This is a genomic window from Streptomyces sp. NPDC006655 (genome assembly GCF_040703965.1).
In the GTDB taxonomy this organism is placed as follows: domain Bacteria; phylum Actinomycetota; class Actinomycetes; order Streptomycetales; family Streptomycetaceae; genus Streptomyces.
Map to the genome: position 1 here is coordinate 1 of NZ_JBEYJU010000103.1, position 24,244 is coordinate 24,244.

General features: G+C 72.1%; 18 protein-coding genes and 2 pseudogenes. 15 read left to right on the top strand and 5 right to left on the bottom strand.

The features are described 5' to 3' along the window. Positions 1-103: 103 nt before the first annotated feature. Positions 104-760 (bottom strand): hypothetical protein, encoded by a 657-nt coding sequence (locus AB0958_RS37240; protein WP_366894912.1) that lies wholly within the window; start codon positions 758-760, stop codon positions 104-106. An 80-nt stretch (positions 761-840) separates the two neighbouring features. Here AB0958_RS37240 and AB0958_RS37245 point away from each other — a divergent pair, with 80 nt between their 5' ends. After that, positions 841-1,278, top strand: a complete 438-nt coding sequence (locus tag AB0958_RS37245; RefSeq protein ID WP_366894913.1) for a VOC family protein — start codon at positions 841-843, stop codon at positions 1,276-1,278. Positions 1,279-1,348: 70 nt separating this feature from the next. Here the strand turns inward: AB0958_RS37245 and AB0958_RS37250 are convergent, their stop codons facing one another. Both AB0958_RS37250 and AB0958_RS37255 read right to left on the bottom strand, forming a co-directional pair. Next, the gene (locus AB0958_RS37250; protein WP_366894914.1) at positions 1,349-3,970 is read right to left on the bottom strand and encodes an alpha-L-arabinofuranosidase C-terminal domain-containing protein; all 2,622 of its coding nucleotides are present in this window, start codon (positions 3,968-3,970) and stop codon (positions 1,349-1,351) included. Positions 3,971-4,061: 91 nt separating this feature from the next. Further along, a complete protein-coding gene (locus AB0958_RS37255) occupies positions 4,062-5,507 on the bottom strand; it encodes an arabinofuranosidase catalytic domain-containing protein (protein WP_366894936.1) in 1,446 nt (481 codons plus the stop codon). Positions 5,508-6,169: 662 nt separating this feature from the next. Here AB0958_RS37255 and AB0958_RS37260 point away from each other — a divergent pair. From AB0958_RS37260 to araD, 7 genes are all read left to right on the top strand, one after another. Then, positions 6,170-7,219, top strand: a complete 1,050-nt coding sequence (locus AB0958_RS37260; RefSeq protein ID WP_366894915.1) for a LacI family DNA-binding transcriptional regulator — start codon at positions 6,170-6,172, stop codon at positions 7,217-7,219. A 565-nt stretch (positions 7,220-7,784) separates the two neighbouring features. Continuing rightward, the gene (locus AB0958_RS37265) at positions 7,785-8,942 is read left to right on the top strand and encodes a substrate-binding domain-containing protein (RefSeq protein ID WP_366894917.1); all 1,158 of its coding nucleotides are present in this window, start codon (positions 7,785-7,787) and stop codon (positions 8,940-8,942) included. 2 nt (positions 8,943-8,944) lie between these two features. After that, positions 8,945-10,540, top strand: coding sequence for a sugar ABC transporter ATP-binding protein (locus tag AB0958_RS37270; protein WP_366894918.1), 1,596 nt, complete (start codon positions 8,945-8,947; stop codon positions 10,538-10,540). Then, positions 10,537-11,556, top strand: a complete 1,020-nt coding sequence (locus tag AB0958_RS37275; RefSeq protein WP_366894919.1) for an ABC transporter permease — start codon at positions 10,537-10,539, stop codon at positions 11,554-11,556. Before AB0958_RS37270 ends, AB0958_RS37275 begins: the two co-directional genes overlap by 4 nt. Positions 11,557-11,662: 106 nt before the next feature. Then, positions 11,663-13,345, top strand: coding sequence for a ribulokinase (gene araB / locus AB0958_RS37280; protein ID WP_366894937.1), 1,683 nt, complete (start codon positions 11,663-11,665; stop codon positions 13,343-13,345). A 96-nt stretch (positions 13,346-13,441) separates the two neighbouring features. Next, the gene (gene araA / locus AB0958_RS37285) at positions 13,442-14,959 is read left to right on the top strand and encodes an L-arabinose isomerase (RefSeq protein WP_366894920.1); all 1,518 of its coding nucleotides are present in this window, start codon (positions 13,442-13,444) and stop codon (positions 14,957-14,959) included. A gap of 28 nt (positions 14,960-14,987) precedes the next feature. After that, complete coding sequence (gene araD, locus AB0958_RS37290; RefSeq protein ID WP_366894921.1) at positions 14,988-15,713, top strand: L-ribulose-5-phosphate 4-epimerase AraD; 726 nt, start codon at positions 14,988-14,990, stop codon at positions 15,711-15,713. Between the two features lie 341 nt (positions 15,714-16,054). On the opposite strand, the gene AB0958_RS37295 is transcribed toward araD, so the two are convergent. After that, the gene (locus AB0958_RS37295; RefSeq protein ID WP_366894922.1) at positions 16,055-16,972 is read right to left on the bottom strand and encodes a hypothetical protein; all 918 of its coding nucleotides are present in this window, start codon (positions 16,970-16,972) and stop codon (positions 16,055-16,057) included. A 244-nt stretch (positions 16,973-17,216) separates the two neighbouring features. On the opposite strand from AB0958_RS37295, the gene AB0958_RS37300 reads away from it, so the two are divergent. From AB0958_RS37300 to AB0958_RS37320, 5 genes and pseudogenes are all read left to right on the top strand, one after another. Continuing rightward, a complete protein-coding gene (locus AB0958_RS37300) occupies positions 17,217-18,011 on the top strand; it encodes a maleylpyruvate isomerase family mycothiol-dependent enzyme (protein ID WP_366894923.1) in 795 nt (264 codons plus the stop codon). A gap of 243 nt (positions 18,012-18,254) precedes the next feature. After that, positions 18,255-19,196: an alpha/beta hydrolase gene (locus AB0958_RS37305; RefSeq protein ID WP_366894924.1), complete on the top strand. Its 942-nt coding sequence runs from the start codon at positions 18,255-18,257 to the stop codon at positions 19,194-19,196. Positions 19,197-19,752: 556 nt separating this feature from the next. After that, positions 19,753-20,637 carry a universal stress protein gene (locus tag AB0958_RS37310; protein WP_366894925.1) on the top strand — a complete coding sequence of 295 codons (885 nt, stop codon included), beginning with the start codon at positions 19,753-19,755 and terminating at the stop codon, positions 20,635-20,637. 224 nt (positions 20,638-20,861) lie between these two features. After that, positions 20,862-21,329, top strand: a pseudogene (locus tag AB0958_RS37315) (GNAT family N-acetyltransferase); the annotation flags it as partial. A 13-nt stretch (positions 21,330-21,342) separates the two neighbouring features. After that, a pseudogene (locus tag AB0958_RS37320) lies at positions 21,343-21,615 on the top strand (acetate--CoA ligase family protein); the annotation flags it as partial. A gap of 104 nt (positions 21,616-21,719) precedes the next feature. Here AB0958_RS37320 and AB0958_RS37325 read toward each other — a convergent pair. After that, complete coding sequence (locus AB0958_RS37325; protein ID WP_366894926.1) at positions 21,720-22,076, bottom strand: STAS domain-containing protein; 357 nt, start codon at positions 22,074-22,076, stop codon at positions 21,720-21,722. Between the two features lie 276 nt (positions 22,077-22,352). Between AB0958_RS37325 and AB0958_RS37330 the strand changes: the two genes are divergently transcribed. Continuing rightward, the gene (locus tag AB0958_RS37330) at positions 22,353-23,423 is read left to right on the top strand and encodes a zinc-dependent alcohol dehydrogenase family protein (protein WP_366894927.1); all 1,071 of its coding nucleotides are present in this window, start codon (positions 22,353-22,355) and stop codon (positions 23,421-23,423) included. A gap of 18 nt (positions 23,424-23,441) precedes the next feature. Further along, a complete protein-coding gene (locus tag AB0958_RS37335) occupies positions 23,442-24,197 on the top strand; it encodes a pyridoxamine 5'-phosphate oxidase family protein (RefSeq protein ID WP_366894928.1) in 756 nt (251 codons plus the stop codon). Positions 24,198-24,244: the final 47 nt, after the last annotated feature.

Consider the following 24,244-nt stretch of genomic DNA (forward strand, 5'->3'; position numbering starts at 1 on the left):
GTCGAGCGTGCGTGCCGGGCGTCGCGACGCCGCGGAGATCCATCAGAAGGGCCCTAACCGAGGCCACCCGACGGGCCCGGCCGGGGCGGCCTCCCGCGCGGAGTCAGATCGCGTTGACCGTCGCGGGGGCCCGCTCCACCCGGGTGAAAGCCCTCAGCAGCGCGGCCTGGCCGTGCCGCCGGGCGGCGAGCCGGACCAACAGCGCGGCCACCGGGTCGAAGACCTCCTGCGGGAGCTCCGGGGCGGCCAGACCCACGCTCACGGCCAGATCGTCCATGTGCACGGCGAGCTCCAGCATCCGGGTGACCAGGAAGTCGTCCAGGCGCAGCGACCACCCCGTCTGCGGCAGGAACACGGCCTGCTCCCCGGCACACCCCGCGAGCCTGGTCTGCTGCTCGGCGAACGAGGTGCGGGCGAGCTTCGCCAACCACGACGCGCCCTGCGCCGCGACCCCCTCGCCCTTGGCCCGGATACCGGCGTTGACCTCCCCGTCCAGCGGTGCGTCGATCCAGGCGGCTCGGGCGTAGTGCTCCAGCAGCGGGATCGGCGGATCCTGGGGCGGGGGCTCCTGCGGGGCCGAGTCGGGAACCTGCAGCACGGCGCTGACACTCAGGATCTGGTACGCGAGGTGGCCGGCCAGCCCACCCACCGTCAACTTGGCCAAGGCACTGGGTTGTTCCCACGCCGCGGCGACTTCCGGAGCCTCCAGCAGTACCAGTGTCCGTTCCGCGGCGCCCAGGTAGGCGTCTTGTAAGCTCATCAAGCCCTCCATGACAGATCCCGACATTATGACCTCCGGAGCCGAGAAGCTCTGCCTGTGGTCTCGGTAGCATCCGGCGCATGGCCATCAGACTTGAGAACGTGGGCATCGCCGTGCGCGATCTCGAAGCAGCGATCTCCTTCTTCACCGACCTCGGTCTCACGGTCGTCGGCCGTGACACGGTCAGCGGTGACTGGGCCGACACGGCCGTCGGCCTCGACGGCAATCACGCCAGGATCGCGATGCTCCGGACACCGGACGGTCACGGTCGCATCGAGCTCTTCGAGTACATCCACCCCGAAGCGATCGAGTCGGAGCCCACCCGTCCCCACGACATCGGCATGCATCGCGTCGCCTTCTCCGTCGACGACCTCGACGCAGCCCTGGAGACCGCCGCGCGGCACGGATGCCGTCCGCTGCGCGGGGTGGCGACCTACGAGGACGTCTACAAGCTCACCTACGTCCGCGGTCCCAGCGGCATCCTCGTGATGCTCGCGCAGGAGCTGAAGAAGAACTGAGTCCCACGGCCGAGGCCCTGGCCCGGCTCGTGTCCGAACACGAGCCGGCCGGTCATCCGGTGGGCGGGTGTCAGGTCAGGGTGAGTTCCAGGACGGTGACGGAGAGCGGCGGCAGGGTGCTGGTGAACGCTGCCGCCGCGCCGGTGACGGTGGTCTTCCTCGGCGTGAGCGCGGTGGGTTCGGTCAGGGTGTTGGTGGCGGTGAGCGACGGGCCGGTCAGGACGGTGGCGGTGGCGTGCCGCCTGACCCCCTTCGGCAGTCCCTTCAGTTCGATCGGCACGCTCGCCTGCTCCGTCCCGCAGTTGACGACCGCGAGGTAGAGGCGGTTCCCGGAGCGGGTGGCCACGGTGGCGAGGCCGGGCAGCGCGCGGGCGGTGGCCGGGAGGACCGTGCGGCCCAGGTTGCTCGTCAGCATCTGCTGCGCCCAGTAGCTGGGGGAGACGTAGCTGGTGAGGTTGTCGTAGGCGATCAGGTTGGTCGCCCACACGTTGTTGTTGACGTGGGAGAAGAGGGGCGCGTAGCACTCCATCAGCACCTGGTCCGAGTTGCGGATCAGGCCGGCCAGCCAGGCGGCGTCGCCCAGCGCGGCATTCAGGTCGGGCGTGGGGCGCCCCTCCTGCGCGGCCCACTCGCCGACGAAGACCTTCGTCGAACCGCGGTCCCGGTTGTCGTACTTGTGGGTGGCGGCCTGCGCGGCGGACGGCGCGAGATAGTAGTGCTCGTCGATCAGGTCCGGGGTGCGGCTGGTCACGGTCGTCGTGGCGATCAGCTTCAGGTGCGGGTACTTCGCCTTGATCGCGTCGTGGAAGGCCGTGAACCGCGCGTCGTAGGACCCGGAGGAGTCGAACCAGTCCTCGTTGCCGATCTCCACGTACTCCAGCGGGAACGGCTTCGGATGACCGTCGGCGGCTCGTCTCGCGCCCCAGGTGCTGGTGACGGGGCCGGTGACGTACTCGATCTCGTCGAGCGCGTCCTGGACGAACGGGGTGAGCGCGTCGCCGGTGACGTGTTCGCCCTTCAGGGTGTAGCCGGCGAAGACGGCGAGGACGGGCTGCGCGTGCATGTCCTCGACCCACTCCAGGTATTCGAGGAGTCCGAGTCCGTCGGTGGACCAGTACCCCCAGGCGTCGTCCATGTGGCCGGGGCGCTCCCAGACCGGGCCGATGGTGTTCTTCCAGTTGAACCGCGTCGCGATGGTGTTGCCCTCGAGGAAGTTGCCGCCGGGGAAGCGCAGGAACTTCGGCTTCAGCGCGACCAGTTTCTCCATCAGGTCCACGCGCAGGCCGTTGGGGCGGTCGCGGTAGGTGGGCGGGAAGAGGGAGACGTGCTGGAGCCACAGGGTCTCACCCGCGGCGGCGGGGTCGGCCGTGGTGACGGTCAGCCTCGCGTCGCCCACCACGGGGGTGCGTGAGCCGGTGCGCAGGGTCAGCTCGAAGGGGCGGTCGCGGAACGCGGTACCGATGTGGGGCACCCGTGCGGAGGCGTACACCGTCGCGCCGTCCGCCGACTCGATCGCCACCGTCAGCGGGCCGACACGGCGCGACGCCTTGGCGAACAGGCGGGCGGTGTAGGTGGTCCGGGGCCGTACGGGTATGCCCCAGAACCCGTCGTTGGCCACCCCGGCCCGGTTCCCGGCGCCGGTGCCGCCGGGCAGGACGACCTTGAGGGACCGGTCGAGGACGTCGTTGAGGGGCGTGCCGGTGTCGAGCGCGAGGGTCGTGCCGCCGACCGCGGACCAGTGCACGGGTGTGCTGTCGCTGGCCATCATGGAGCGGTTCTGGACCAGTTCGGCGTAGATGCCGCCCTCGCCGGAGTGGTTGATGTCCTCGAACATCAGGCCGGGGAGGATGGGGGACACGGCGTGCGCGGGGTTGGCCACGTCCACGCTCAGCAGCGGTGTCGTCGTCTCCACCGGTACCCCGGCCAGCGTGGCGACCTGGTCGGAGGTGAGGGCGGCCGGGAACAGCCACACGTCGTCGATGAGACCGTGCCACTGGTCGACGTGCCCGCCGCCGTAGAGCGCGCGGCCGACCGCGGTGTCGCCGGTGCCGGCCCAGCCCGCGGTGTAGGCGGTCTGCCCTTCGAGTACGCCGTCGACGTACAGGCGGGTGACGCCCGCCGTGGGATCGCTGACCCCGACCAGGTGGGTCCAGGTGCCGGTGGCGGGCGCCGAGGCGGCGGCCGCGACGGCGGCGGCCTGGGTGGCGTCCGAGGGGAGCCGGGCGAACGCGAAGGTCCCGGTGTCGTCGCGCAGCCCCAGGTAGAAGGCGCTGACGGACCTGCCGTCGATGCTGACGGCGGTCTGGTAGCCGCCCAGCTGGGCGAGGTTGACCCAGGCGGCCACCGAGAACGCCTTGGAGGTGTCCAGTGCCGGTCCGGAGGCGGTGGCGTTGCCGCCCGCCGTGAGGCTCAGGCTGTGGGCGCCGACCTTGCCGGTGCCCCAGCCGGCCGCACCCTGGAGGGTCGCGGGCCGGCCGTTGCCCGAGGAGTCGGCGGCCGAAGTGCCGGAGCCCTCGTCGAAGCTCCAGTGCGCGGCCGCGGCGGGGAGTTCCGCGGCGGTGGTGGCCGTGGCTGTCCGGCCGGTGCGCCCGGAGGCGGCGGCGGGTACGGCGGCCGCGAAGGGCCCGGCCAGGGACGCGGCACCGAGGGCCGTCAGGACGGTTCTGCGGGACGGTCCGGCTTCTGAGGACATGCGGGGGTTCCTTTGCTCAAAAAGGTGGGGAGCGGGCCGACGGTCCGCCGCCGGGGAGGGCGGCGTGGCCGTCGGCAGGTCGGGGTCGGGGTCAGGGGGCGATGTTCCACTGCTGGCAGGTGTTGTCGAGCTGCTGCCACTGGCGGACCGCGGTGCCGTTGGCCGTTCCGCAGTCGGCGACGTCCAGCGTCATACCGGTGTTGACGTTGGTGAGCGTGTAGTGGCTGCCGACCTTGGTGACGTCCCACTGCTGGCAGGTGTTGCCCAGCGAGGCCCACAGCTGGACGGCCGTGCCGTTGCCCTGCCCGCAGTTCTTGTCGTCCAGGACCGTGCCGCTGTTGACGTTGGTGACGGTGTAGTGGCCGTTGCCCGCGCTCGTGAACCTCCACTGCTGGCAGGTGTTGCCGAGCGAGGCCCAGATGTCGACGGCGGTCCCGTTCGCCGTACCGCAGTTCACCGCGTCCAGGACCTTGCCCGAGTTGGTGTTGGTCAGCCGGTAGGCGGTGCCGGCCACCGGGAAGGCGGCGGTCGGGGTGGTGTAGCCGACGGACACGATGTTCGCCTGTACGGCGTTGTCGGCGGCGTCGGTGGGGTAGCCCGAGGTCATGACGCCCTCGAAGAAGGAGCCGTCGGACCCGTTGCTGTCGTCACCGCCGGTGCCGAGGACGATGGCGCCCTCCTTCGACATAGGGGTGTATCCGCCGATGTCTGGTAGGGCTCCGCTGTACCAGGTGGTCAGGGAGCCCGATCGGGCGTTGCCGCCCTTGATCGCGTAGGTCGTCGTGCCGTTGTTCTTCTCCAGCGCGGTGACGTACTCGCTCGAGTTCCCCTTGTTGCCGGTGTCGGAGCCGTTGGCGCCGGCGAACAGCCCGTTCTCGAGGTCGGCCTGGACCCACGGACCCGAACCGGAGCAGGGGGAGAACCAGCACTCCGTGCCGAAGTTGATGGCGTCCATGTGGCCGTTGCCGGTGTCGTTCGTGGACGTCTCGGCGTTGCCGTAGTCGAAGCAGCACCGGTTGTTGACGTGGTGGCCGCTGGTGACCATGTACGCGCCCTCGGGAGAGCTGCCGGTGGCGATGCCCGTGGTGCTGTTGTCGCGGTAGCCGACGCCCGCGGACACGAAGACGCCGTACGCCGCGTGGCCGCCGACCGTGACCGGCAGGGCGTCGGCGATCGCGCCGACGTCCTGCCCGCCGTTGCCGCCCGGCCCCTCGACGGCCAGGTCGTTGTGGTGCGAACTCTGGTCGTAGATATTGGTGATGACGCAGGTCGTGCCGGAGCAGAAGGAGTCCTGTGCCGCCGCGTCGGCGTAACCACCGGCGCTGAGGACGCCGATGTCGGCGGTCGCGCCGTCCGAGGCCCGCTTGACCCGGTAGAGGGAGCCGCTGTACGAGCCGTAGAGCGCCCGTGTCGTGCTGTGTGCCGCGGCGCACGGTGTCCCCGCGGCGGCGTAGACGTCGCAGGGCAGGGACGAAGCGGCCTGGGCCGTGCCCGCGAAGCCGACGACCCCGGCCAGGATGCCCCCGACCAGGGCCATGACCGCGCCCATCGCCAGCAGGAGCTCTCTCGGGCGACGGCCTGTCACTCGACCTTTCACGGTGCACCTCTTCCGTCGTTGCGTTCTTCTCCCGTCCGGCAGCGCCGGCTTCGGAGGGATGGGCTTGAGTGCGCTAACAATTCGGCCCCTCGGACGCGGTCATGCGTCCGAGCTACGGGGAGGAGCGATGGCCGTGGAGGTGGCCGGACTGTCCACCGCTCCGGTTCGGGCTGCGTTGCTGACTACGTATCAGCAGGTCAAACGGGTTGCTCAAGCCGGGGGCTTGAGACTGGTGCCGATGTCGTTCTCGCGTGGTCGGCGAGTGAACGACCGGTCTCGCGACTCCGTCTTTTTACGGGGGGATGAATACGCGGTCAACACCGCCGAACAGTCAAGAGTGCGGAAACAGAAGCTGTGCAGTCTGTTTACCCAGCTGCGCCGTGATGCCCGCGGAGGCCGCGTACCGAGTACATATCGCCAGTTCAGGACCGCCTTTAGGACTTCGTGGGCGGCCCGGGAACCGCCGGAGCACGGGGCCGCAACAGCCTTGACCCCCTCGGAATGTGTGCGCTAACAATTCGTCACGGCCCGCCGCTCCACCGGAGAATCCCATCGGAGAAGCAGCCCGATCCGACACCTGACGGCGCGTGAGGAGGGGGAGCATGGACGGCGATCGCGCACCTGTGATGACGGACGTGGCCCGGATCGCGGGCGTCTCGCAACAGACGGTCTCACGGGTCCTCAACGACCACCCGAACGTGCGGCCCGCCACCCGGGAGCGGGTGCTCGCCGCCGTCCGCGAGCTCGGTTACCGCCCCAACGCCGCCGCCCGCACCCTGGCGACCCGCCGCACCCGCACCCTGGGCGTGGTCAGCTTCAACACCACGCTGTACGGCCCGGCCTGCATGCTCTACGGCATCGAACAGGCGGCCAGGCAGCACGAGTACTTCGTCATCGTGGCGGCCGTCGGCACCCTCGACCGGCGTTCGGTGCTGGACGCCGTCGACCGGCTGCGGGACCAGGGCGTGGAGGGGATCGTCGTCATCGCGCCGCAGACCCCGGCGGTGGGCGCCCTGGCGAGCGTGCCGGCGGACGTCCCCCTGGTCGCCGTCGGCTGCGGCACCCACACGGCGCTGGCTTCGGTCGCCGTGGACAACGAGGCGGGTGCCGAGCTCGCCACCTCCTACCTGCTCGACCTCGGTCATCGCACGGTGCACCACCTGGTCGGGCCGCGCTCCTGGCTCGACGCGCAGGAACGCGAGGCCGGCTGGCGCGGCACCCTGGAGAAGCGGGGGGCTCCCGTGCCCGCACCGCTGGCCGGTGCCGACTGGACGGCCCGTACCGGATACGAGCACGGCCTCAGGATCGCCGCCGACCCCGAGGTCACGGCCGTGTTCTGTGCCAACGACCACCTGGCACTCGGCCTGCTGCGGGCCCTGCAGCAGGCCGGGCACCGGGTGCCCGAGGACATCAGCGTCGTCGGGTTCGACGACATGCCGGAGACCGAGTACTTCGGCCCGTCGCTGACCACCGTCCGCCAGGACTTCGACGAGCTCGGCCGGCGTGCCCTGCGGGCGCTGATCGAGATCGTCGGTGATCCGGACGCCGGGATCCCGGCGTCCGGCGAGACACCCCACATCGTCATACCGCCCAGTCTCGTGGTGCGGACCTCGGCGACCCGCGCCCGCCACCGAAAAGGGAGTCCGAGATGACAGCCGCACCGGCAGCGTGACCACGAAGGATCCGGCCGTGACCACCGACACGGCACCGACTCCCGGGTGACCGGGGCCCGTTGTGAGCGACGTGCCGTGAGCGGAGCCGCACACCGGCCGTGAGCGACCGGCCGTGAGCGACCGGCCGTGAGCGACCGGCCGTGACGGCCCCCGGTCACGACAGCTCCGCCCCGGCCCACCGCCCCGAGCGGTCGGCCCCCGAATCCCGCATCACCGTCAGGCCCTTCGGGCCGGCGCCCGTACGCCCGTACCGCGCCCGGCCCGACCGGCCACCGCCGATCACCACGGCGCCCGTCACCACGCACCGCGCCCGAGGGGACGGCCACACCTTCCGCCGCCTGCCGACCGGGCACCGGCATGCCCGCGGACCGGTGCGACCACCGGCCGTCACCGAGGCACCACCTCCGCTCCCGACCACGGACTCCTCCGGGCCGACCCGACACGTCGCCCCGACACGTCATCCCGACACGTCATCCCGACACGTCATCCCGCCACATCACCTCGTCACGTCACCCCGACACGTCCAGAAAGGCGCTGATCAATCATGGTCCGTAGCAGAACGTCCCGCACCGCGGTCGTCGCGACCGCTGTGATCATCTCGCTCGCCGCCGCAGGCTGCTCCAAGAACTCGGGGAGCTCCACCTCCACCGGCTCGGGCGGCTCGTCGAGCTCCGCGAGCGCCGGCGCGGCCCCGGTCAAGCTGGCCGGTTCGGTCACCTTCAACCAGACCAACCTCGCCAAGCTCGACGCGGCGCTGAAGTCCGCGCTGGCCGGCAAGGACCTCTCCAAGGTCGACATCGCGATGGTCGTGAACGTGGCCGCCGACTACTGGAAGGCCGGCCAGGTCGGTTTCCTCAAGGGCTGCTCCGACCTCGGCATCGCGAAGAGCAAGTGCACGTACTTCGCCCCGCCCAACGGCAAGCTGACCGAGCAGAACTCCGAGCTGGAGACCCTGCGTTCGCAGGGGGTCACCGGCTACTCGATCTCGGCTATCGACCCGACCTCGGCCGCGGGGACCATCCACACCGACGTCCAGAAGGGCATCAGCGTCCTCGCCATCGACTCGCCGCTGCCCGGCACCGACGCCGCCTCGCTCTACCTGGGCACCCCGAACTACACCGCCGGCTTCCAGGCGGGCACCGCGATGAAGCAGGTGCTGGGCGGCAAGGGCAAGGTCGCGATCCTGGTCGGCTCGCTCACCGCGTCCAACGCCACCCAGCGCATCCAGGGCTTCGAGGACGCGCTCAAGGGCACCCAGATCACCGTCGCCCAGAAGGTGAACGACAACCTCCAGGCCAGCACGGCGACTTCGGACGCCGAGACCATCCTCGCCAACAACCCCGACGTCAACGGCCTGTACGGCGTGTACTCCTACGACGGCCCCGCGCTGGCGCAGGCGGTGACCTCGGCGGGCAAGACGGCCTCGGTGCACATCGTCTCGGACGACTCCGACGCCCAGACACTGAAGTTCATCCAGTCCGGCGTGATCTCCGGCACCGTCGTGCAGATGCCGTACCAGCAGGGCTACACCGGGGCGTACCTCCTGGCCGCGGAGAAGGTGCTCGGCAAGGACAAGACGATGGCGCTCGTCAAGCCCTACCTGGAGAAGGACGGTTCGACCCTGAGCTCCGGCGTCGGCCTGGTCACCAAGTCCGACCTGAGCGCGTACCAGTCCCTCGAGTCGCAGCTCGGGATCGGCTGAGCATGACGGCCGCGGAGAACACCCCGAGCCGCGCGGTCACCGCGCGGCTGCGGGGGGTGCACAAGTCCTACGGACCGGTGCGCGTCCTGGACCTGCCGGAACTCGACCTCTACGCAGGTGAGGTGGTCGGCGTCGTCGGCGAGAACGGCGCCGGGAAGTCCACGCTGATGGGCACGCTGGCCGGATCGGTCCACCGGGACGGCGGCGAGATCCTCATCGACGGCGAACCGCTCGTCGCCGGATCGACCGAGGCGGCCGGTCAGCTCGGCATCGCCATGGTCTCCCAGGAGTTCCCACTGGTAGGACAGCTCTCGGTGGCGGAGAACCTGCTGCTGGGGCGCCGCCCGCGCCAGTCCAGACGGCGGTTCCTGGTGGACGGAGCCGCACAGCGGGCCGAGGCGAAGGCGATGCTGGCGGAGATCGGCCTGTCCGCGAAGACGATCCCGGTGGGCCGGGAGGTCCGCACCCTTCCGGTGCCGACCCGGCAGATGATCGAGATCGCCAAGGCCTGGGGCCGCGAGCCCAGGCTGCTGATCCTGGACGAGCCGACCTCCTCCCTCGGGCCGGTCGAGGCCGAGATGGTGCTGGCCCTGGCCCGGCAACTGGCCGCACGCGGCGGCACGGTGCTGTTCATCGGCCACCGGCTCGACGAGGTCCGGCAGGTCAGCGACCGTGTCCTGGTGCTGCGCAACGGCCGGCTGGTGGCCGACCTCGAACCCGCGGAGGCCACCGAGGAACGGCTGATCCGGGAGATGGTCGGCGGCGAGGTCGCGCAGGGCGAACCGAAGGCACCACCGGCCACCAGCCCGGTCCTGCTGGAGGTGGAGGGCCTGACCGCGGACGGTCTCGGACCGGTCGACCTGGAGGTGCGCGAGGGCGAGATCCTGGGCGTGGCCGGGCTGATGGGCTCGGGCCGCAGCCGCCTGGTCCACACGATCGCGGGCGCGCAGCCCTCGACAGGCGGCCGGATGCGGCTGGGCGGCGAGTCGTACCACCCGAAGGGCGCGGGCGACGGGGTGGCGGCCGGGATCGCGCTGATCCCCGAGGACCGCAAGGAACAGTCCCTGGTCCTCTTCGCGTCGATCCGCTCCAACGTCGTCGTCTCGGTGCTCAAGCGGATCAGCAGCCGGGGCCTGCTCGGACCGGGCCGGGAACGCGCCGAGGCCCGGAAGATCACCGAGAACGTCAACGTGCGGATGCAGTCGGTGGAGCAGCCGATCGGCTCGCTGTCCGGCGGCAACCAGCAACGCGCCGTCTTCGGGCGGGCGTTCGCCGCCGAGCCGCGCCTGCTGCTGCTCGACGAGCCGACGCGCGGCGTGGACGTGGGCGCGAAGGCGGAGATCTACCAGCTGATCGACCGCGCGGCCCAGGAAGGCATGGGTGTCGTGGTCGCCTCCTCCGAACTGGAGGAACTGCTGTGGATCTGCCACCGCATCGCGGTGATGAACCACGGACGGGTCGCCACGGTCATCGACCGGGCCGACGCCACCAAGGAACGGATCATGACGGCCGCGGCCGGGACGACCGCGAACGCGCCGGAAGGGGCCGTTCGGGACACGACCGACCAGGAACACCTCACGAACGGAGCCACAGCATGAGCGCGCAGAGCACGCTCGTCCCCGAGGAGGCCGCGCCGAAGCAGCGTCCGGCCGTGTCCCACCTCGCCCGCAGGCTCGCCGCCTCCCCGGAGGCCGGCGTCATCATCGCCTGCGTGCTGGTGTTCGCCGGGATCGCCGCCAACGCCGACACGTACACCGCCGTGGGCAACCTCCAGGTGATGGGGCGCGACCTGTCCCAGGTCGGCATCCTGGCGATCGGCGAGTCGCTGGTCATCCTGACCGGCGGCATCGACCTGTCGGTGGGCGCGCTGGCCGGCCTGGCGGGCATCCTGGCCGCCTGGTTCAACGTCAACGAGGGCCTGCCCGCGCCCCTCGCCATCCTGTTCACCCTGGTGATCTGCGGCGCGGTCGGCCTCTGGCACGGGGTCATGGTCACCCGCCTCAACGTGCCGCCCTTCGTGATCACCCTGGTCACCTACACGGTCGCCCAGGGCACCGCGCTCGCGATCACCAGTGGCTCGCCCATCAACAACCTCGACCCGATGTTCAGCAACCTGAGCCAGTACTACATCGGCGAGGTCCCGGTCCCCGCGCTGTTCTTCGTCGGCGCGGCCGCCGTCGCCTGGTTCGTGCTGGAACGCACCTACGTGGGCCGGCAGATCTACGCGGTCGGCGGCAACAAGGAGGCCGCCCGGCTGGCCGGCATCCCGACCGCCCGCAGGATCACCTCCACCTACATCGCCAGCGCGGTGCTCGCCGGTGTGGTGGGCGTCCTGGTGATCGGGCGCATGAACGTGGCCGACCCGTCGGTCGGCGCCGGCTGGGAACTGACCGCGATCGCCGCCGCGGTGGTCGGCGGGATGTCGCTGTCCGGCGGTGAGGGCCGCATCGCCGGCATCGCGGCCGGCGCGATCCTCCTGGAGTTCATCACCAACGGTCTGCTCGCACTCAAGGTCAGCCCCTACGACCAGCAGGTCGTCCAGGGCGCGGTCCTCGGCGTCGCCATCCTGCTCGACCGGGCACGCGCCCGATACTTCGGCAGGAGCCGCGCCTAGCACCCGCTCGGCTCCGCAGACCAGGGCGCACGAAGCCCGGTCGGCGTCGGCACCCGACCGAACGACGGTCGACATATCGAATACCGCTGTGTGGAGGAGGCTGATGATGGTGAACGCCGGGGACGAGACCGCGGGGAACCCCGAACCCTGCGTCGTGGGAGTGGACTTCGGGACACTGTCGGGACGGGCCGTGGTGGTCCGCGTCCGCGACGGCGCGGAGCTGGGCACGGCCGAGCACGCGTACCGGCACGCGGTCCTGGACCGGGAGCTGCCGGACGGCACCCGGCTGCCACCGGACTGGGCCCTGCAGGTGCCGTCGGACTACGTCGACGTGCTGCGGCACGCGGTGCCCGAGGCGCTCGCGGCCGCCGGAGTGCGGTCCGAGCAGGTGATCGGCATCGGCACGGACTTCACCGCGTGCACGGTGCTGCCGGTGCTCGCCGACGGCACCCCGCTGTGCGAACTGCCCGAGTACACGGGCCGCCCGCACGCCTACGTCAAGCTGTGGAAGCACCACGCCGCCCAGGGCCAGGCCGACCGGATCAACGCGCTGGCCGCCGAGCGCAAGGAGCCGTGGCTGGGGCGGTACGGCGGGAAGATCTCCTCCGAGTGGGAGTTCGCCAAGGCGCTGCAGGTCCTGGAGGAGGACCCGGAGATCTACCACCGCACCGAGCGCTGGCTGGAGGCGGCGGACTGGATCGTCTGGCGGCTGTGCGGCACGTACCTGCGCAACGCCTGCACCGCCGGCTACAAGGGCCAGTACCAGGACGGCGCGTACCCCTCACGCGCCTACCTCGCGGCACTCAACCCCGCCTTCGCCGACTTCGTGACCGGGAAACTGGAGCACCCGATCGGCGCGCTGGGCGCGAAGGCCGGGCACCTGACGCCCGAGGCGGCGGCGTGGACGGGACTGCCCGAGGGCGTCGCGGTCTGCGTGGGGAACGTCGACGCCCATGTCACGGCACCCGCGGCGGGAGCCGTGGAGCCCGGCCAGATGGTCGCCATCATGGGCACCTCCACCTGCCACGTGATGAGCTCCGACCAGCACGGCACGGTCCCCGGCATGTGCGGTGTCGTCGACGGCGGCATCCTGCCCGGTCTGTGGGGGTACGAGGCCGGACAGAGCGGTGTCGGAGACATCTTCGGCTGGTTCGTGCGCACCGGCCTGCCCGCCGACTACGCCGCACAGGCGGCCGCGCTGGGCCGGGATCCGCACGAGCACCTGACGGCGCTCGCGGCCGGCCAGCGGGTGGGCGAGCACGGTCTGATCGCGTTGGACTGGCACAGCGGCAACCGCTCGGTGCTCGTCGATCACGATCTGAGCGGTGCGGTCGTGGGACTGACCCTGTCGACCCGGCCGGAGGACGTCTACCGCGCGCTGCTGGAGGCGACGGCGTTCGGCACCCGCACCGTCATCGACGCCTTCGAGACCTCCGGAGTCCCGGTCGGGGAACTCGTCGTCGCCGGCGGGCTGACGAAGAACGCGCTGCTGATGCAGATCTACGCGGACGTCACCCGGCGCCCGCTCGGCGTCATCGGCTCCACCCAGGGCCCCGCCCTCGGCGCGGCGATGCACGCCGCGGTGGCGGCCGGTGCGTACCCCGACATCAAGGCCGCCGCCCGGTCCATGGGCAAGGCCGACCGGGGCGTGTACCGGCCGGACCCGGACCGCGCCGCGGCCTACGACCGCCTCTACGAGGAGTACCGGCTGCTGCACGACTACTTCGGGCGCGGCGCCAACGACGTCATGCACCGCCTGCGCCGCATCCGCGCCGAGGCATCCGTCTGAGCGCTCCTCCGCACGCCCGCACCCCGCTCCGCCGACGCGCCCGCACCCCCCTCTCCATCGACACGCCCGCGCCCCGCTCCACCGAAAGGAACCGTCATGACCGCCCCCGAAATGCCGTCCGCCGGCCAGGAGATCTGGTTTCTCACCGGCAGCCAGGGACTGTACGGCGAGGAAGTGCTGGACCAGGTCGCCCACCAGTCCCGGGCGATCGCCGAGAGACTCGACGCGGCCGACCCGATCCGGCTGCGGATCGTGTGGAAGCCGGTCCTCACCGACGCCGAGTCGATCCGCCGGCTGTGCCAGGAGGCCACCGCCTCCGACCACTGCGTGGGCGTGATCGTGTGGATGCACACCTTCTCCCCGGCCAAGATGTGGATCGCCGGCCTGAGCGCGCTGGACCGGCCGGTGCTGCACCTGCACACCCAGTACAACCTGTCGCTGCCCTGGTCGAGCATCGACATGAACTTCATGAACCTCAACCAGGCCGCCCACGGCGACCGCGAGTTCGCCCACATCGAGTCCCGGCTCGGTATCGAACGCAAGATCGTCGCCGGACACGCCACCGACCCGAGGGTCGTCGGGCGCGTCGCCGCCTGGGCCCGCGCCGCCGCCGGCCGGCACGCCGCCCGCACCCTGCGCCTGGCCCGCTTCGGTGACAACATGCGCGACGTCGCCGTCACCGAGGGCGACAAGGTCGAGGCACAGCTGCGGTTCGGCTTCTCCGTGAACACCTACGGCGTGAACGACCTGGTCGCCGCCGTGGACGCCGTCGACGACAAGGCGGCCGCCGACCTCGCCGCCGAGTACATCGAGTCATACGACATGGTCCCGGCCCTGCGGCCCGGCAACATCCGCCATGACTCCCTGCTGTACGCCGCCCGGCAGGAGATCGGCCTGCGCACCTTCCTCACCGAGGGCGGCTTCACGGCCTTCACCACCAACTTCGAGGACCTCGGCGGCCTGCGCCAGCTGCCCGGACTCGCCGTCCAGCGCCTCATGGCCGACGGCTACGGGTTCGGCGGCGAAGGCGACTGGAAGACCTCCGCCCTGCTCCGCGTGATGAAGGTGATGGGCGAGGGACAGCCCGGCGGCACCACCTTCATGGAGGACTACACCTACCACCTCGGCCCCGGCACGCCGCGCATCCTCGGCGCCCACATGCTGGAGGTCTGCCCCTCCGTCGCGGCCGACCGTCCCCGGTGCGAGATCCACCCGCTGTCCATCGGCGGCCGCGAGGATCCCGTCCGCCTCGTCTTCGACGCGGCCGAGGGACCCGCCGTCGTCGTCGGCCTCTCCGACCTCGGCGACCGGTTCCGGCTGACCGCCAACGAGGTCGACGTCGTGCCCCTCACCGAGCCCGTGCCCCAACTGCCCGTCGCCCGGGCCGTGTGGAAGCCACGCCCCTCGCTGGCGGAATCGGCCGAGAGCTGGCTGCTCGCCGGCGCCCCGCACCACACCGTGCTCAGCTCGGCCGTCGACATCGAGACCCTGGCCGACTACGCCGCCATGACCGGGGTCGAACTGCTCACCATCGGCGAGGACACCACGGTGGAGCAACTCGCCAAGGAGATCCGCTGGAACGCCGCCTACCACCGACTCGCCCAGTCCCTGTGACGCGGCACCGGCTCGAAGGAGAAGGACCATGAGCATCACCGTCCGCGACGGCCTGCGGCAGGAGGTCCTGGCGGCCAACCTCGCCATTCCCCGGGCCGGCCTCGCCACCCTCACCTGGGGCAACGTCAGCGGAGTCGACCGCGAGGCAGGGGTCTTCGTCATCAAACCCTCGGGCGTCCCCTACGAGGACCTCGCCCTGGAACACCTCGTGACCGTCCGCCTCTCCGACGGCGCCGTCGTCGAGGGCGACCTGCGCCCCTCCACCGACACCGAGACCCACCGCTGCCTCTACCTTGCGTTCCCCTCCGTCGGCGGGGTCACCCACACCCACTCCACCCACGCCGTCGCCTTCGCCCAGGCCCACCGCGACATACCGGTCCTCGGCACCACCCACGCGGACACCTTCAACGGCCCCATCCCCGTCACCCGCGATCTCACCGCCGAGGAGTGCGCGAAGGACTACGAGTACAACACCGGCCGTGTCATCGTGGACACGCTCAAGAACGACCGGAGGGCGGTGGAGGTCCCCGCCGCCCTCGTCGCCGGCCACGGCCCCTTCGCCTGGGGCGCCACCGCCCGCAAGTCCCTCGAACACGCCGTCATCTGCGAGGCCGTCGCCGACATCGCCCTGCACACCCTCAGCCTCACCCCGGCCGCCCCACCGCCCCCCCACCTCCTGGACCGCCACTACACCCGCAAACACGGCCCCGACGCCTACTACGGCAACCCGGACGTGACGTCGACACCCGGATGACCGCTGCGCGCGACCGGGCTCCCCATGGGCTATGATTGATCTTGAGGCGGTCACCGAACCCGGTCGGCTGCCGCTGCGTCGGTGGTCCAAGGAAAGACACCCCGCTTCCTGCGGGGAAATGCAGGTGCAAGGCCTGCCCGGCGCTCGGTCACGGAGCCCGTCCGCACACTGCGGACGGGCTCCGCGCGTTGGCACGCGTGGTCAGGAAGCGCGCTGCGGCCTCCCGCCGTCCCGTCAGCTCCGCCGGCCGGTACTCCCGGGGTCGTCCGGGGTGCCGGGCCCGGCGGAGCCGACGTCACGCCCCACCCCTCACGGGGCGATGGCGCTACCCGCGGCTGCCGTCACGAGCGGCGTGCGCGGCGGGTCAGGTACATCGCCCCGCCACCGAGGGCGATCACCGCGGTGGCGGTACCGGCTATCAGGCCGACCGGCGCGCTGGAGCCGGTCTCGGCCAGCGGCGGGGTGCTCCGGCTGGGCGAGGGCGCAGGACTCGTGGGAGGCGCGGACTGCATGGGCGGGACGTGCGAGGTGGTCGGCGGGGTGGTGGAGGTCACGGGCGTGGGGGTGGTGGGCGGCGTCGTGCTCTGGGCGGGCGGCTGGCTCGCCGGGGGCGTGCTCGCACCGGCGGGCGTCGACGGGGAGGGCGTCGGGGTGGGGGAGTCCGGCTGGTCCGGGGTGCAGGCCTTGTCGCCCCCGTTCCATGCGGCGATGAGGTGGTAGGGGGTGACGATGTTGCCGGGCTGGTAGGGGGCGGGGCCGTGGCCGTCACCCGTCTTGCCGTCGTAGACGACGTCGTCGCCGTAGAGATCGATCTGCCCGTAGCAGTCCGGGGTCCTGACCGAGAGCTTCTGCCAGGTCCGCTTGGCGTCGTCGGCGCCGGCCTGGTCGGCGGAGGTGAGGTACACCGTGGCGTGGTCGACGAGGGTCTGGTGGCCGGAGGTGTACCAGTTGGAGCCCTCGGTGGTGTACTCGGCCAGCGAGACCGGGTACGTGCAGCCGGCGCCGACCTGCTGACCGGGGGCCAGGCGCACCTCGACGGTGCCCGGGACGGCGGTCCACTGGTGGAAGCCGCCCTGGGAGGTCCAGTCGGCGCCGACCGGCTTTCCGTCGCCGTCGACGATGCGGTACTGCACGGTGGCGGACTGGCAGCCGCCCCCGGTGGTGGCGCTCGCCGAGGTCGCTCCGAGGAGCGGAGCGGTGGCGAGGAAGGCGGTGGTGGCCAGTGCGGCCGCCGTTCTGGCACGTGAGGAGTGCGTCAAGATCTGCCTCTGCGGAATCAAAGGTGTGGGAGGTGGTCGTGCGCGAGTGGTCGGGACACCCGAAGGCCGGGGTCCCTGACGTGGTCACCCGCGTCACATGGCTCACTCAGGACGCAGTGAGTGATCCAGATTCTCGTCAGTCCACGCAACGTCCGTCAAACTTTCGCGAGTTCATTACACAGCGTCGCTCTCACGACTGCCGGTAGTTTCAAGGCGTAAGCCGTCCACCACCCTGGAGACACCGATGACTGAACGTGCCGACCGGATCATCGCCGCGCTGCGCAGCGGACACGACCACCTCGCCGCACGGGCGCGCGGCCTGGCCGCCGCCGACCTCACCAAGGGGTCCGGAGCCGCCGAGTGGGACCTGTCGCAGGTGCTCAGCCACCTCGGCAGCGGTGCGGAGATCACCCTGGCCCTCCTCGAGGGGGCTCTGGACGGCACCGGCCCGAAGGACATGGACTTCAACAAGTCCGTGTGGGCGCGCTGGGACGCGATGTCCCCGGCCGAACGGGCCGAGGGGTTCGTCCCCGCCAACGAGGCGCTGGTGAGCCGTTACGAGAAGCTCGACACGCACACCCGTGAGACGCTGCGCATCGACCTCGGCTTCCTGCCGGTACCCGTGGACGTGGCCACGGCGGCGGGCCTGCGGCTCAGCGAATTCACCTTCCACACCTGGGACATCGAGGTCGCCTTCGATCCGGCGGCCGTCCTGGCGCCGGACGCGACCGAGCCCCTGCTCGACCAGGCCGGTCTGCTCATCGGCCACCTCGGCAGGGCCGACGCCGTGGACGGCCGTCCCGTCCGCCTCACGGTACGGACCACGGATCCCGGCAGGTCCTTCGGACTCACCCTCGACGAGGCGGTCGCGCTCGGCGACGCACCGGCCGAGCCCGACGCGGTCCTGAGCGCGCCCGCCGAGTGGTGGCTGCGCCTCACGACCGGCCGTCACGCCCCCGCGCACACCCCGACGAGCGTGACCCTCACCGGGGGCGCACTGACGCTGGACGACCTACGACGGGTCTTCCCCGGCTTCTGAGTCGAGGGTGCCCTCAGGGCGCCGGCCGGGGGTGGTCACCGGCAGGGGAGACGGGTGGGTCGTGCGCGCGCTGTGCGAGCATGCCCTGGCACGGACCGTCGGACCGCCGACGAGGACGGACAGGGAATCGACGTGGAATCCGGATCTCAGGCCGGGCCGGCCGCATCCCGGCCGGCGCCCGCCGACGTGGCGCGGAGCGCACCGCCGTGCCGCCGGGGGCGCCTGACATGGTGGTCGCGGCGCGTGGTGTCCGTCAGCGCCTTCGCGCTGGCGGTCGTGACCATGGCCTCCTTGGTCTTCAACGCGTTCACTGCGGGGCGTGCCGCGCCTCCCGAGGGGCTGCGCTACGTGCAGGCGGCGGACATCCGCACGCGGTACCGGACCTGGGGCACGAGCGGGTCGCCGGTCGTCCTCGTCCACGGCGCCTTCGAGCAGGCGGACACCTGGGCGCGCCTGGCTCCGCTCCTCGCCCGCGATCACCGGGTCTACGCGCTCGACCTGACCGGCGACGGGTACAGCGAACGCCGCGGCCCCTACACCGTCGACCATCTCACCCGTCAGCTGTTGGGCTTCCTCAGCGCCGTGCACCTCGGCGGGCCCGGCGAACGCCCGCTGCTGGTGGGCCACTCCAGTGGTGCCGCGGTCGTCGCGGAGGCGGCCCTGCGTGCCCCGGGGCGGATCGGAAGCGTGATGCTGCTCGACGGGGACGCCCTGGACACCGGCGCCGGTCCGCCGTCCGCCGCCAAGTACCTGCTGGTCGACCCGTACCGCACCAGCCTGCTGCGGCTCGGCCTCGGCGTCGACCGGCTGATCCGCTCCTTCTACGACGCCCAGTGCGGCCCGGCCTGCCCGCGTCTGGACGCGGCCGGGGTCGACGAGTGGCGTCGGCCGCTGCGGGTGCCGGGCGCGGAGGCCGCGCTGTGGAACATGCTCGGTCAGGGCGTACCCGGTCTCCCCGTCGGTCAGGTGGCCCGACTCGCCGCCCTCCGCATACCCAAGTCCGTCGTGTTCGGCGCCGAGGACGACGTGTTCAGCGAGCAGACCCCGCAGCAGACCGCCCGCCGCATCGGCGCACCACCGCCCACTCTGATCCCCCGGGCCCGCCACCTCACCATGATCTCCGACCCCCGGCGGGTCGCCGCAGCCGTGGAAGCCCTCGCCGACACCCGTGCCGCTGCGCCGTAGGAAGCCCCCCCGCGCCTCGGCTGAGGCTGCGCGGACCGACACACACGGCGCCGGCCCGCGCACCGGCCTCGCTGCGGCTGCTCACCGGGTTCGTCTTCCTGTGGGCGCTCCTCGACAACACCTTCGGCCTCGGGTCGTCGTCCTGATCACCGCGACAGGGCCGATCGGGCCCCCGCGGGGACGTGCGGCCCCTGCCGGACATCCCGTCAGGAGGCGACGCTCGTAGCGGAACCCCGTTCAGGAGGCAGAGACCATGGCCCGTGCCGTCACCGCCGGCCTCGACGGCCCCCTTGAGAGCCGCGCCACGGCCGAACTGGCGGCCCACGAGGCCGAGTTGCTCGACCCACCGCTGAAGCCTGGCCACGTCCGGGAGCCCGTACCGGCCGTCGAGGGCCCAGGCACCGCTGCTCGGCCCCGAGGCCCACCGGCACCCACACCGGCTCCGTCACCCATGCCGTCCTGCACCACTCCACCGCCCCCGTCGCCGTCGTCCCGCACGGCTGACGCACCCGCCGTACCCCGCCCCAGACCCCCCAACTCCTCAGGAGCAGACATCATGAAGGCAGCCGTGACCCTGCCGGTCGTCGTCGCGGTCGACGGCTCCGAGCCGAGCCTGCGCGCCGTCGACTGGGCGACCGACGAGGCCGTCCTGCGCGGACTGCCGTTGCGCCTCGTGTACGCCTCGCTGTGGGAGCGGTACGAGGGCACCCAGCTCGCCGAGGACCTGGACCGGCCGTCCGAGGAGCTCGTGGCGGAGGACATCGTCGAGACCGCGGCGCGGCGGGCCCGGCGCAGGCGGCCCGACGTGACGGTCTCCACCGACGTGCTGGCCGAGGAACCCGAGTACGCACTCGTCCGGGAGAGCCGCGATGCCGCCCTGCTGGTGACGGGCAGCCGGGGACGCAGCGGCCTCGCTGAGGCACTGCTCGGCTCGGTGAGCCTGACCCTCGCCGGGCACGCGCACTGCCCGACGGTCGTCGTACGCGGCAGCCACGACAACCGGACCGTGACGCCGGTCCACGGCAGGATCGTCGTGGGCGTCGGGGAGAACGGCAAGCGGTCCCCGGCCGTGCGCTTCGCCTACGAGGAGGCGCGGCGGCGCGGGGTGGCCCTGGACGCCGTACGGGCCTGGCGCGTCCCCGCCCGAGAGGCCACCGACCACCCCCTGATGTCCCCGGCACCCGCCCGGTTGCACGAACAGCAGGCGGTGGACGCCCTGGACACGGCGCTGGCGAACGTCCCCGGCGACATCGAGGCGCACCGGCACACGGTCGAGGGACACGCCCGGTCCGTGCTCGTGGCCGCCTCGTACGGCGCCGACCTCCTGGTCGTCGGAGCCCGGCGCCGCCCACGGACCTTCGGGCTCCAGCTGGGCCGGGTCGCCCACGGCGTGCTGCACCATTCCGCGTGCCCGGTCGTCGTCGTGCCCGAGCCGATGTGACGGGCGGACGCGCCTGGCCTCGCAGCAGCTGCCGCCCTCGGGTCGACCGGCTGCTTCTTCCCGCCCGTCCCGCCGGTTCCCCCCATGACCGGCCGCACCGTCGCCGACGCCTGCTCGCCCCCCGGGTCGGCCGACCGGCCCTCGGTGCACCCCGGCCGGCCATGGGGCCCCTGGCCGATCCGCCGGATGCTCGAAGTGCCCACAGACGCCCGGAGGAGAACCCGATGACGGACGGCCTGCTCAGCCTCCCCCCGGTCCACGCGCTGCTCGCGGACGGCACCACCGTGTGCATCCGCCCTGCGGCGCCCGGGGACCACGACCGGCTGAAGGGGTTCTACGACCGGATGTCCGCGGAGAACCTGAGGTTCAGGTTCTTCTCGATCAGCCGGGGCTCGGGCGCCCTGCCCGCGGGCCGCGCCTGCGCCCCCGCCCGTCCGGGCTACCTCGCCCTGGTCGCACAGGCACCGGGCGGGGTGATCGGCATCGCCGAGTACGACACCGGCGGCGACGGCGGGGACACCGCGGAGGTCTCCATCGCCGTGTCCGACGGGATGCACCACCGCGGGGTCGGCACGCTGCTCGTCGAGCACCTGGTCTCCGCGGCCCGCGCCGAGGGCATCACCGGCTTCACCGCCGACGCGCCCAGCGAGAACCGCGAGGTGCTCCGCCTCTTCGCCGACCTGGGGCTGCGCCGCCGCAAGGCTCGCCCCGCTCACCGACCACGACGTGCACGACCTGATCACCGCGCCGCGCTGCGCCCCGCTCCTGTTCGGCGCGGACGGCGGCGCGCCCGTCGATCTCGAAGCCCTGGAACAGCTCCTGCTGCGGTTGTCGCGGATGGCCGCGGACCTTCCCCAGCTCGCCGAGGCCGACTTCGACCCGGTCCTCGCCGCGCCCGGCCAGGTCACCGTGGTCGACGCCCGCGTGCGCCTGCTGCCGCGCCGGCCCCACGTCCCCCATCTGCGCCGACTGCGCTGACCGGTGACGTCGCCTCGGCCGTTTACGGAACCCCATTACTCGGCCGTTTACGGAACCCCGTCAAAAGTCAAAAGAGGTGGCCCGGCTGCCGGCCGGGGACCGGGTCAGCGGACTGCCGAGCGACTCGGGCAGCCTGGGGGCAGCTCGAACACACCGTCCAGCCCGGCAGCCCGGATGATCCGCAGGACACGTCCGTCGGTGATCAGCCGGAGCCGCCCGCACCGTGCGCGGACGCGGTTGCGGGTGCGGCACAGCACCCCGAGCCCGGAGCAGTCGATGAAGGTCGCGGGGCGCAGGTCCAGGACCAGATCGGGGTGCGGGTCCCGCGTCAGGGCGTCCAGCCGGGACCGCAGCGAAACCACCGCGAGCAGGTCGAGCTCTCCGCGCAGCGTCACCACGGTCGTCCCGTCGACGGTGCGTACGGTGGGGGAGGCCGCGAGCCGCGGGTGGTTCTCGGACATAGTCAGATCAAAGCCCCGGCGAGGAGGCCGCGGAAGGGCCGAACGGTCCCCGTCGTGCCGACCCGACAGGCCCTCCGCGGTCCGCCCGGATGCCCGTAGGAGGGCCCCACCCGCCCGGGTGAGTGGCCCGACCGGCCCAAGCCGGTCTCCCGCACGCGGAGCAGGCTGGAGGTGCGGGGCAAACCCGGTGCCCGGTACGCGGCAGGCCGCGTACCGGCAGCCGCCACTCGCCACCGGGTCCCGGCTCCGCGACCGACCAGTGGGATGAGGAGCGTCATGAAGGGATTCGTGTTCCACGGACCCGGGCAGTCCGCCTGGGAAGAGGTCCCGGACCCGGCCGTCAAGGAGCCCACCGACGCGATCGTGCGCGTCGAGGCCGTCACCATCTGCGGCACGGACCTGCACATCCTCAAGGGCGACGTGCCCGAGGTACAGCCCGGTACGGTCCTCGGCCACGAGGCCGTCGGCGAGATCGTCGAGGTGGGCAGCGACGTATTGACCGTACGCCCCGGTGACCGGGTACTGATCTCCTGCATCAGCTCCTGCGGGCGCTGCTCCTCCTGCCGGGAGCGGATGTACGGCCAGTGCCGCGGCGGCGGCGGGTGGATCCTCGGCCACCTCGTCGACGGCACCCAGGCCGAGTACGTCCGCGTTCCCTTCGCGGACCTCTCGGTCCACGCCCTGCCCGCCACTCTCGACGGCAAGGACGCCGTCCTGTTCGCGGACATCTTCCCGACCTCGTACGAGGTGGGCGTCCTCAACGGACACGTCCGCCCCGGCGACACCGTCGCCGTCGTCGGCGCCGGGCCCATCGGACTCGCGGCGATCGCCACGGCCCGGCTGTTCTCGCCGGAGCGGATCATCGCCGTGGACCTGGCCCCGGCCCGGCTGGAGGCCGCTCACCGGTTCGGTGCCGACGCGGTGGCCGACGTGCACGAAGCGCCCCGGCAGCTGGTGGCCGACCTGACCGACGGCCTGGGCGCCGACGTCGTCATCGAGGCGGTGGGTGTGCCGGAGAGCTTCGAGCTGTGCACCCGTATGGTCCGGCCCGGTGGGCACGTCGCCAACATCGGCGTGCACGGCAGGCCGGCGACCCTGCACCTGGAAGACCTGTGGAGCAAGAACGTCACCGTCACCACCGGCCTGGTCGACACCCACTCCACCCCCACCCTGCTGCGGATGGCCGCCGCCGGCCGGCTGCCCACCGCGCAGCTCGTCACCCACACCTTCCCGCTCGACCGCATGGCGGAGGCCTACGAGGTCTTCGCGCACGCCGCCACCACCGGCGCCCTCAAGGTCGTGCTCGGGGAGGAGCAGCACGAGGCCGTCGCCGTGCGCACGGCCTGACGAAAGGACGTGACGGCCATGCCCGAAGGGACCCGGCACGGCCCGGGACGGCACGACACGACACGGGACGACACGACACGGCACGACACGACATGGGACGACACGACACGGCACGACACCGGGACCACGGTGGAACGCGCCCGCGGCGACCTGGGCCGCCGGCTCGCGGCCCGGCGCGCACAACTCGGCCTGACCCGCCAGGAGACGGCGGCCCGGGCGGGCATGGCGTCCAGCTACCTGAAGCACCTTGAGGAGCACCCCTGCGCCAGTCCGAACAGAGGCACCGTGCTCAGCCTCGCCGCAGCCCTGGAGACGACGCCGGCGCAGCTCACCGGGGGCGGCGCCGACCTCCCGCCCGGCCCGGAACAGGCCGCCCCCGACGCCGAGATCACGGAACTGGGAGCAGCGGAGTGCACGGCCCTGCTGGGCACCCACGGCGTCGGCAGAATCGCCCTGCCGACCGCATCGGGGCCGGTCGTCGTGCCCGTCAACTACAGCGTGGTCGACGGCGCGGTCGTCTTCCGGACCGCCTCCGGTACGACACCGTCCCTGGCCGCCGGTCACCAGGTGGCCTTCGAGGTCGACCGCATCGACGACGCGTTCAGCACCGGCTGGAGCGTGCTGGTCCGCGGCGAGGCCCGCATCGTCACGGCGCCGGACGAGACCCGCCGCCTCGACGAGCAGGCGTACAGCGCACCGTGGGCCGGCGGGCACCGGGACCTCTGGATGCGGGTCGAGCCGGGCACGGTCACCGGGCGGCGGATCACCGCGTGACGTCCTGGCCCGGCGCCGGGACCGTCCGGCCGTCCGGTGGACGCGCC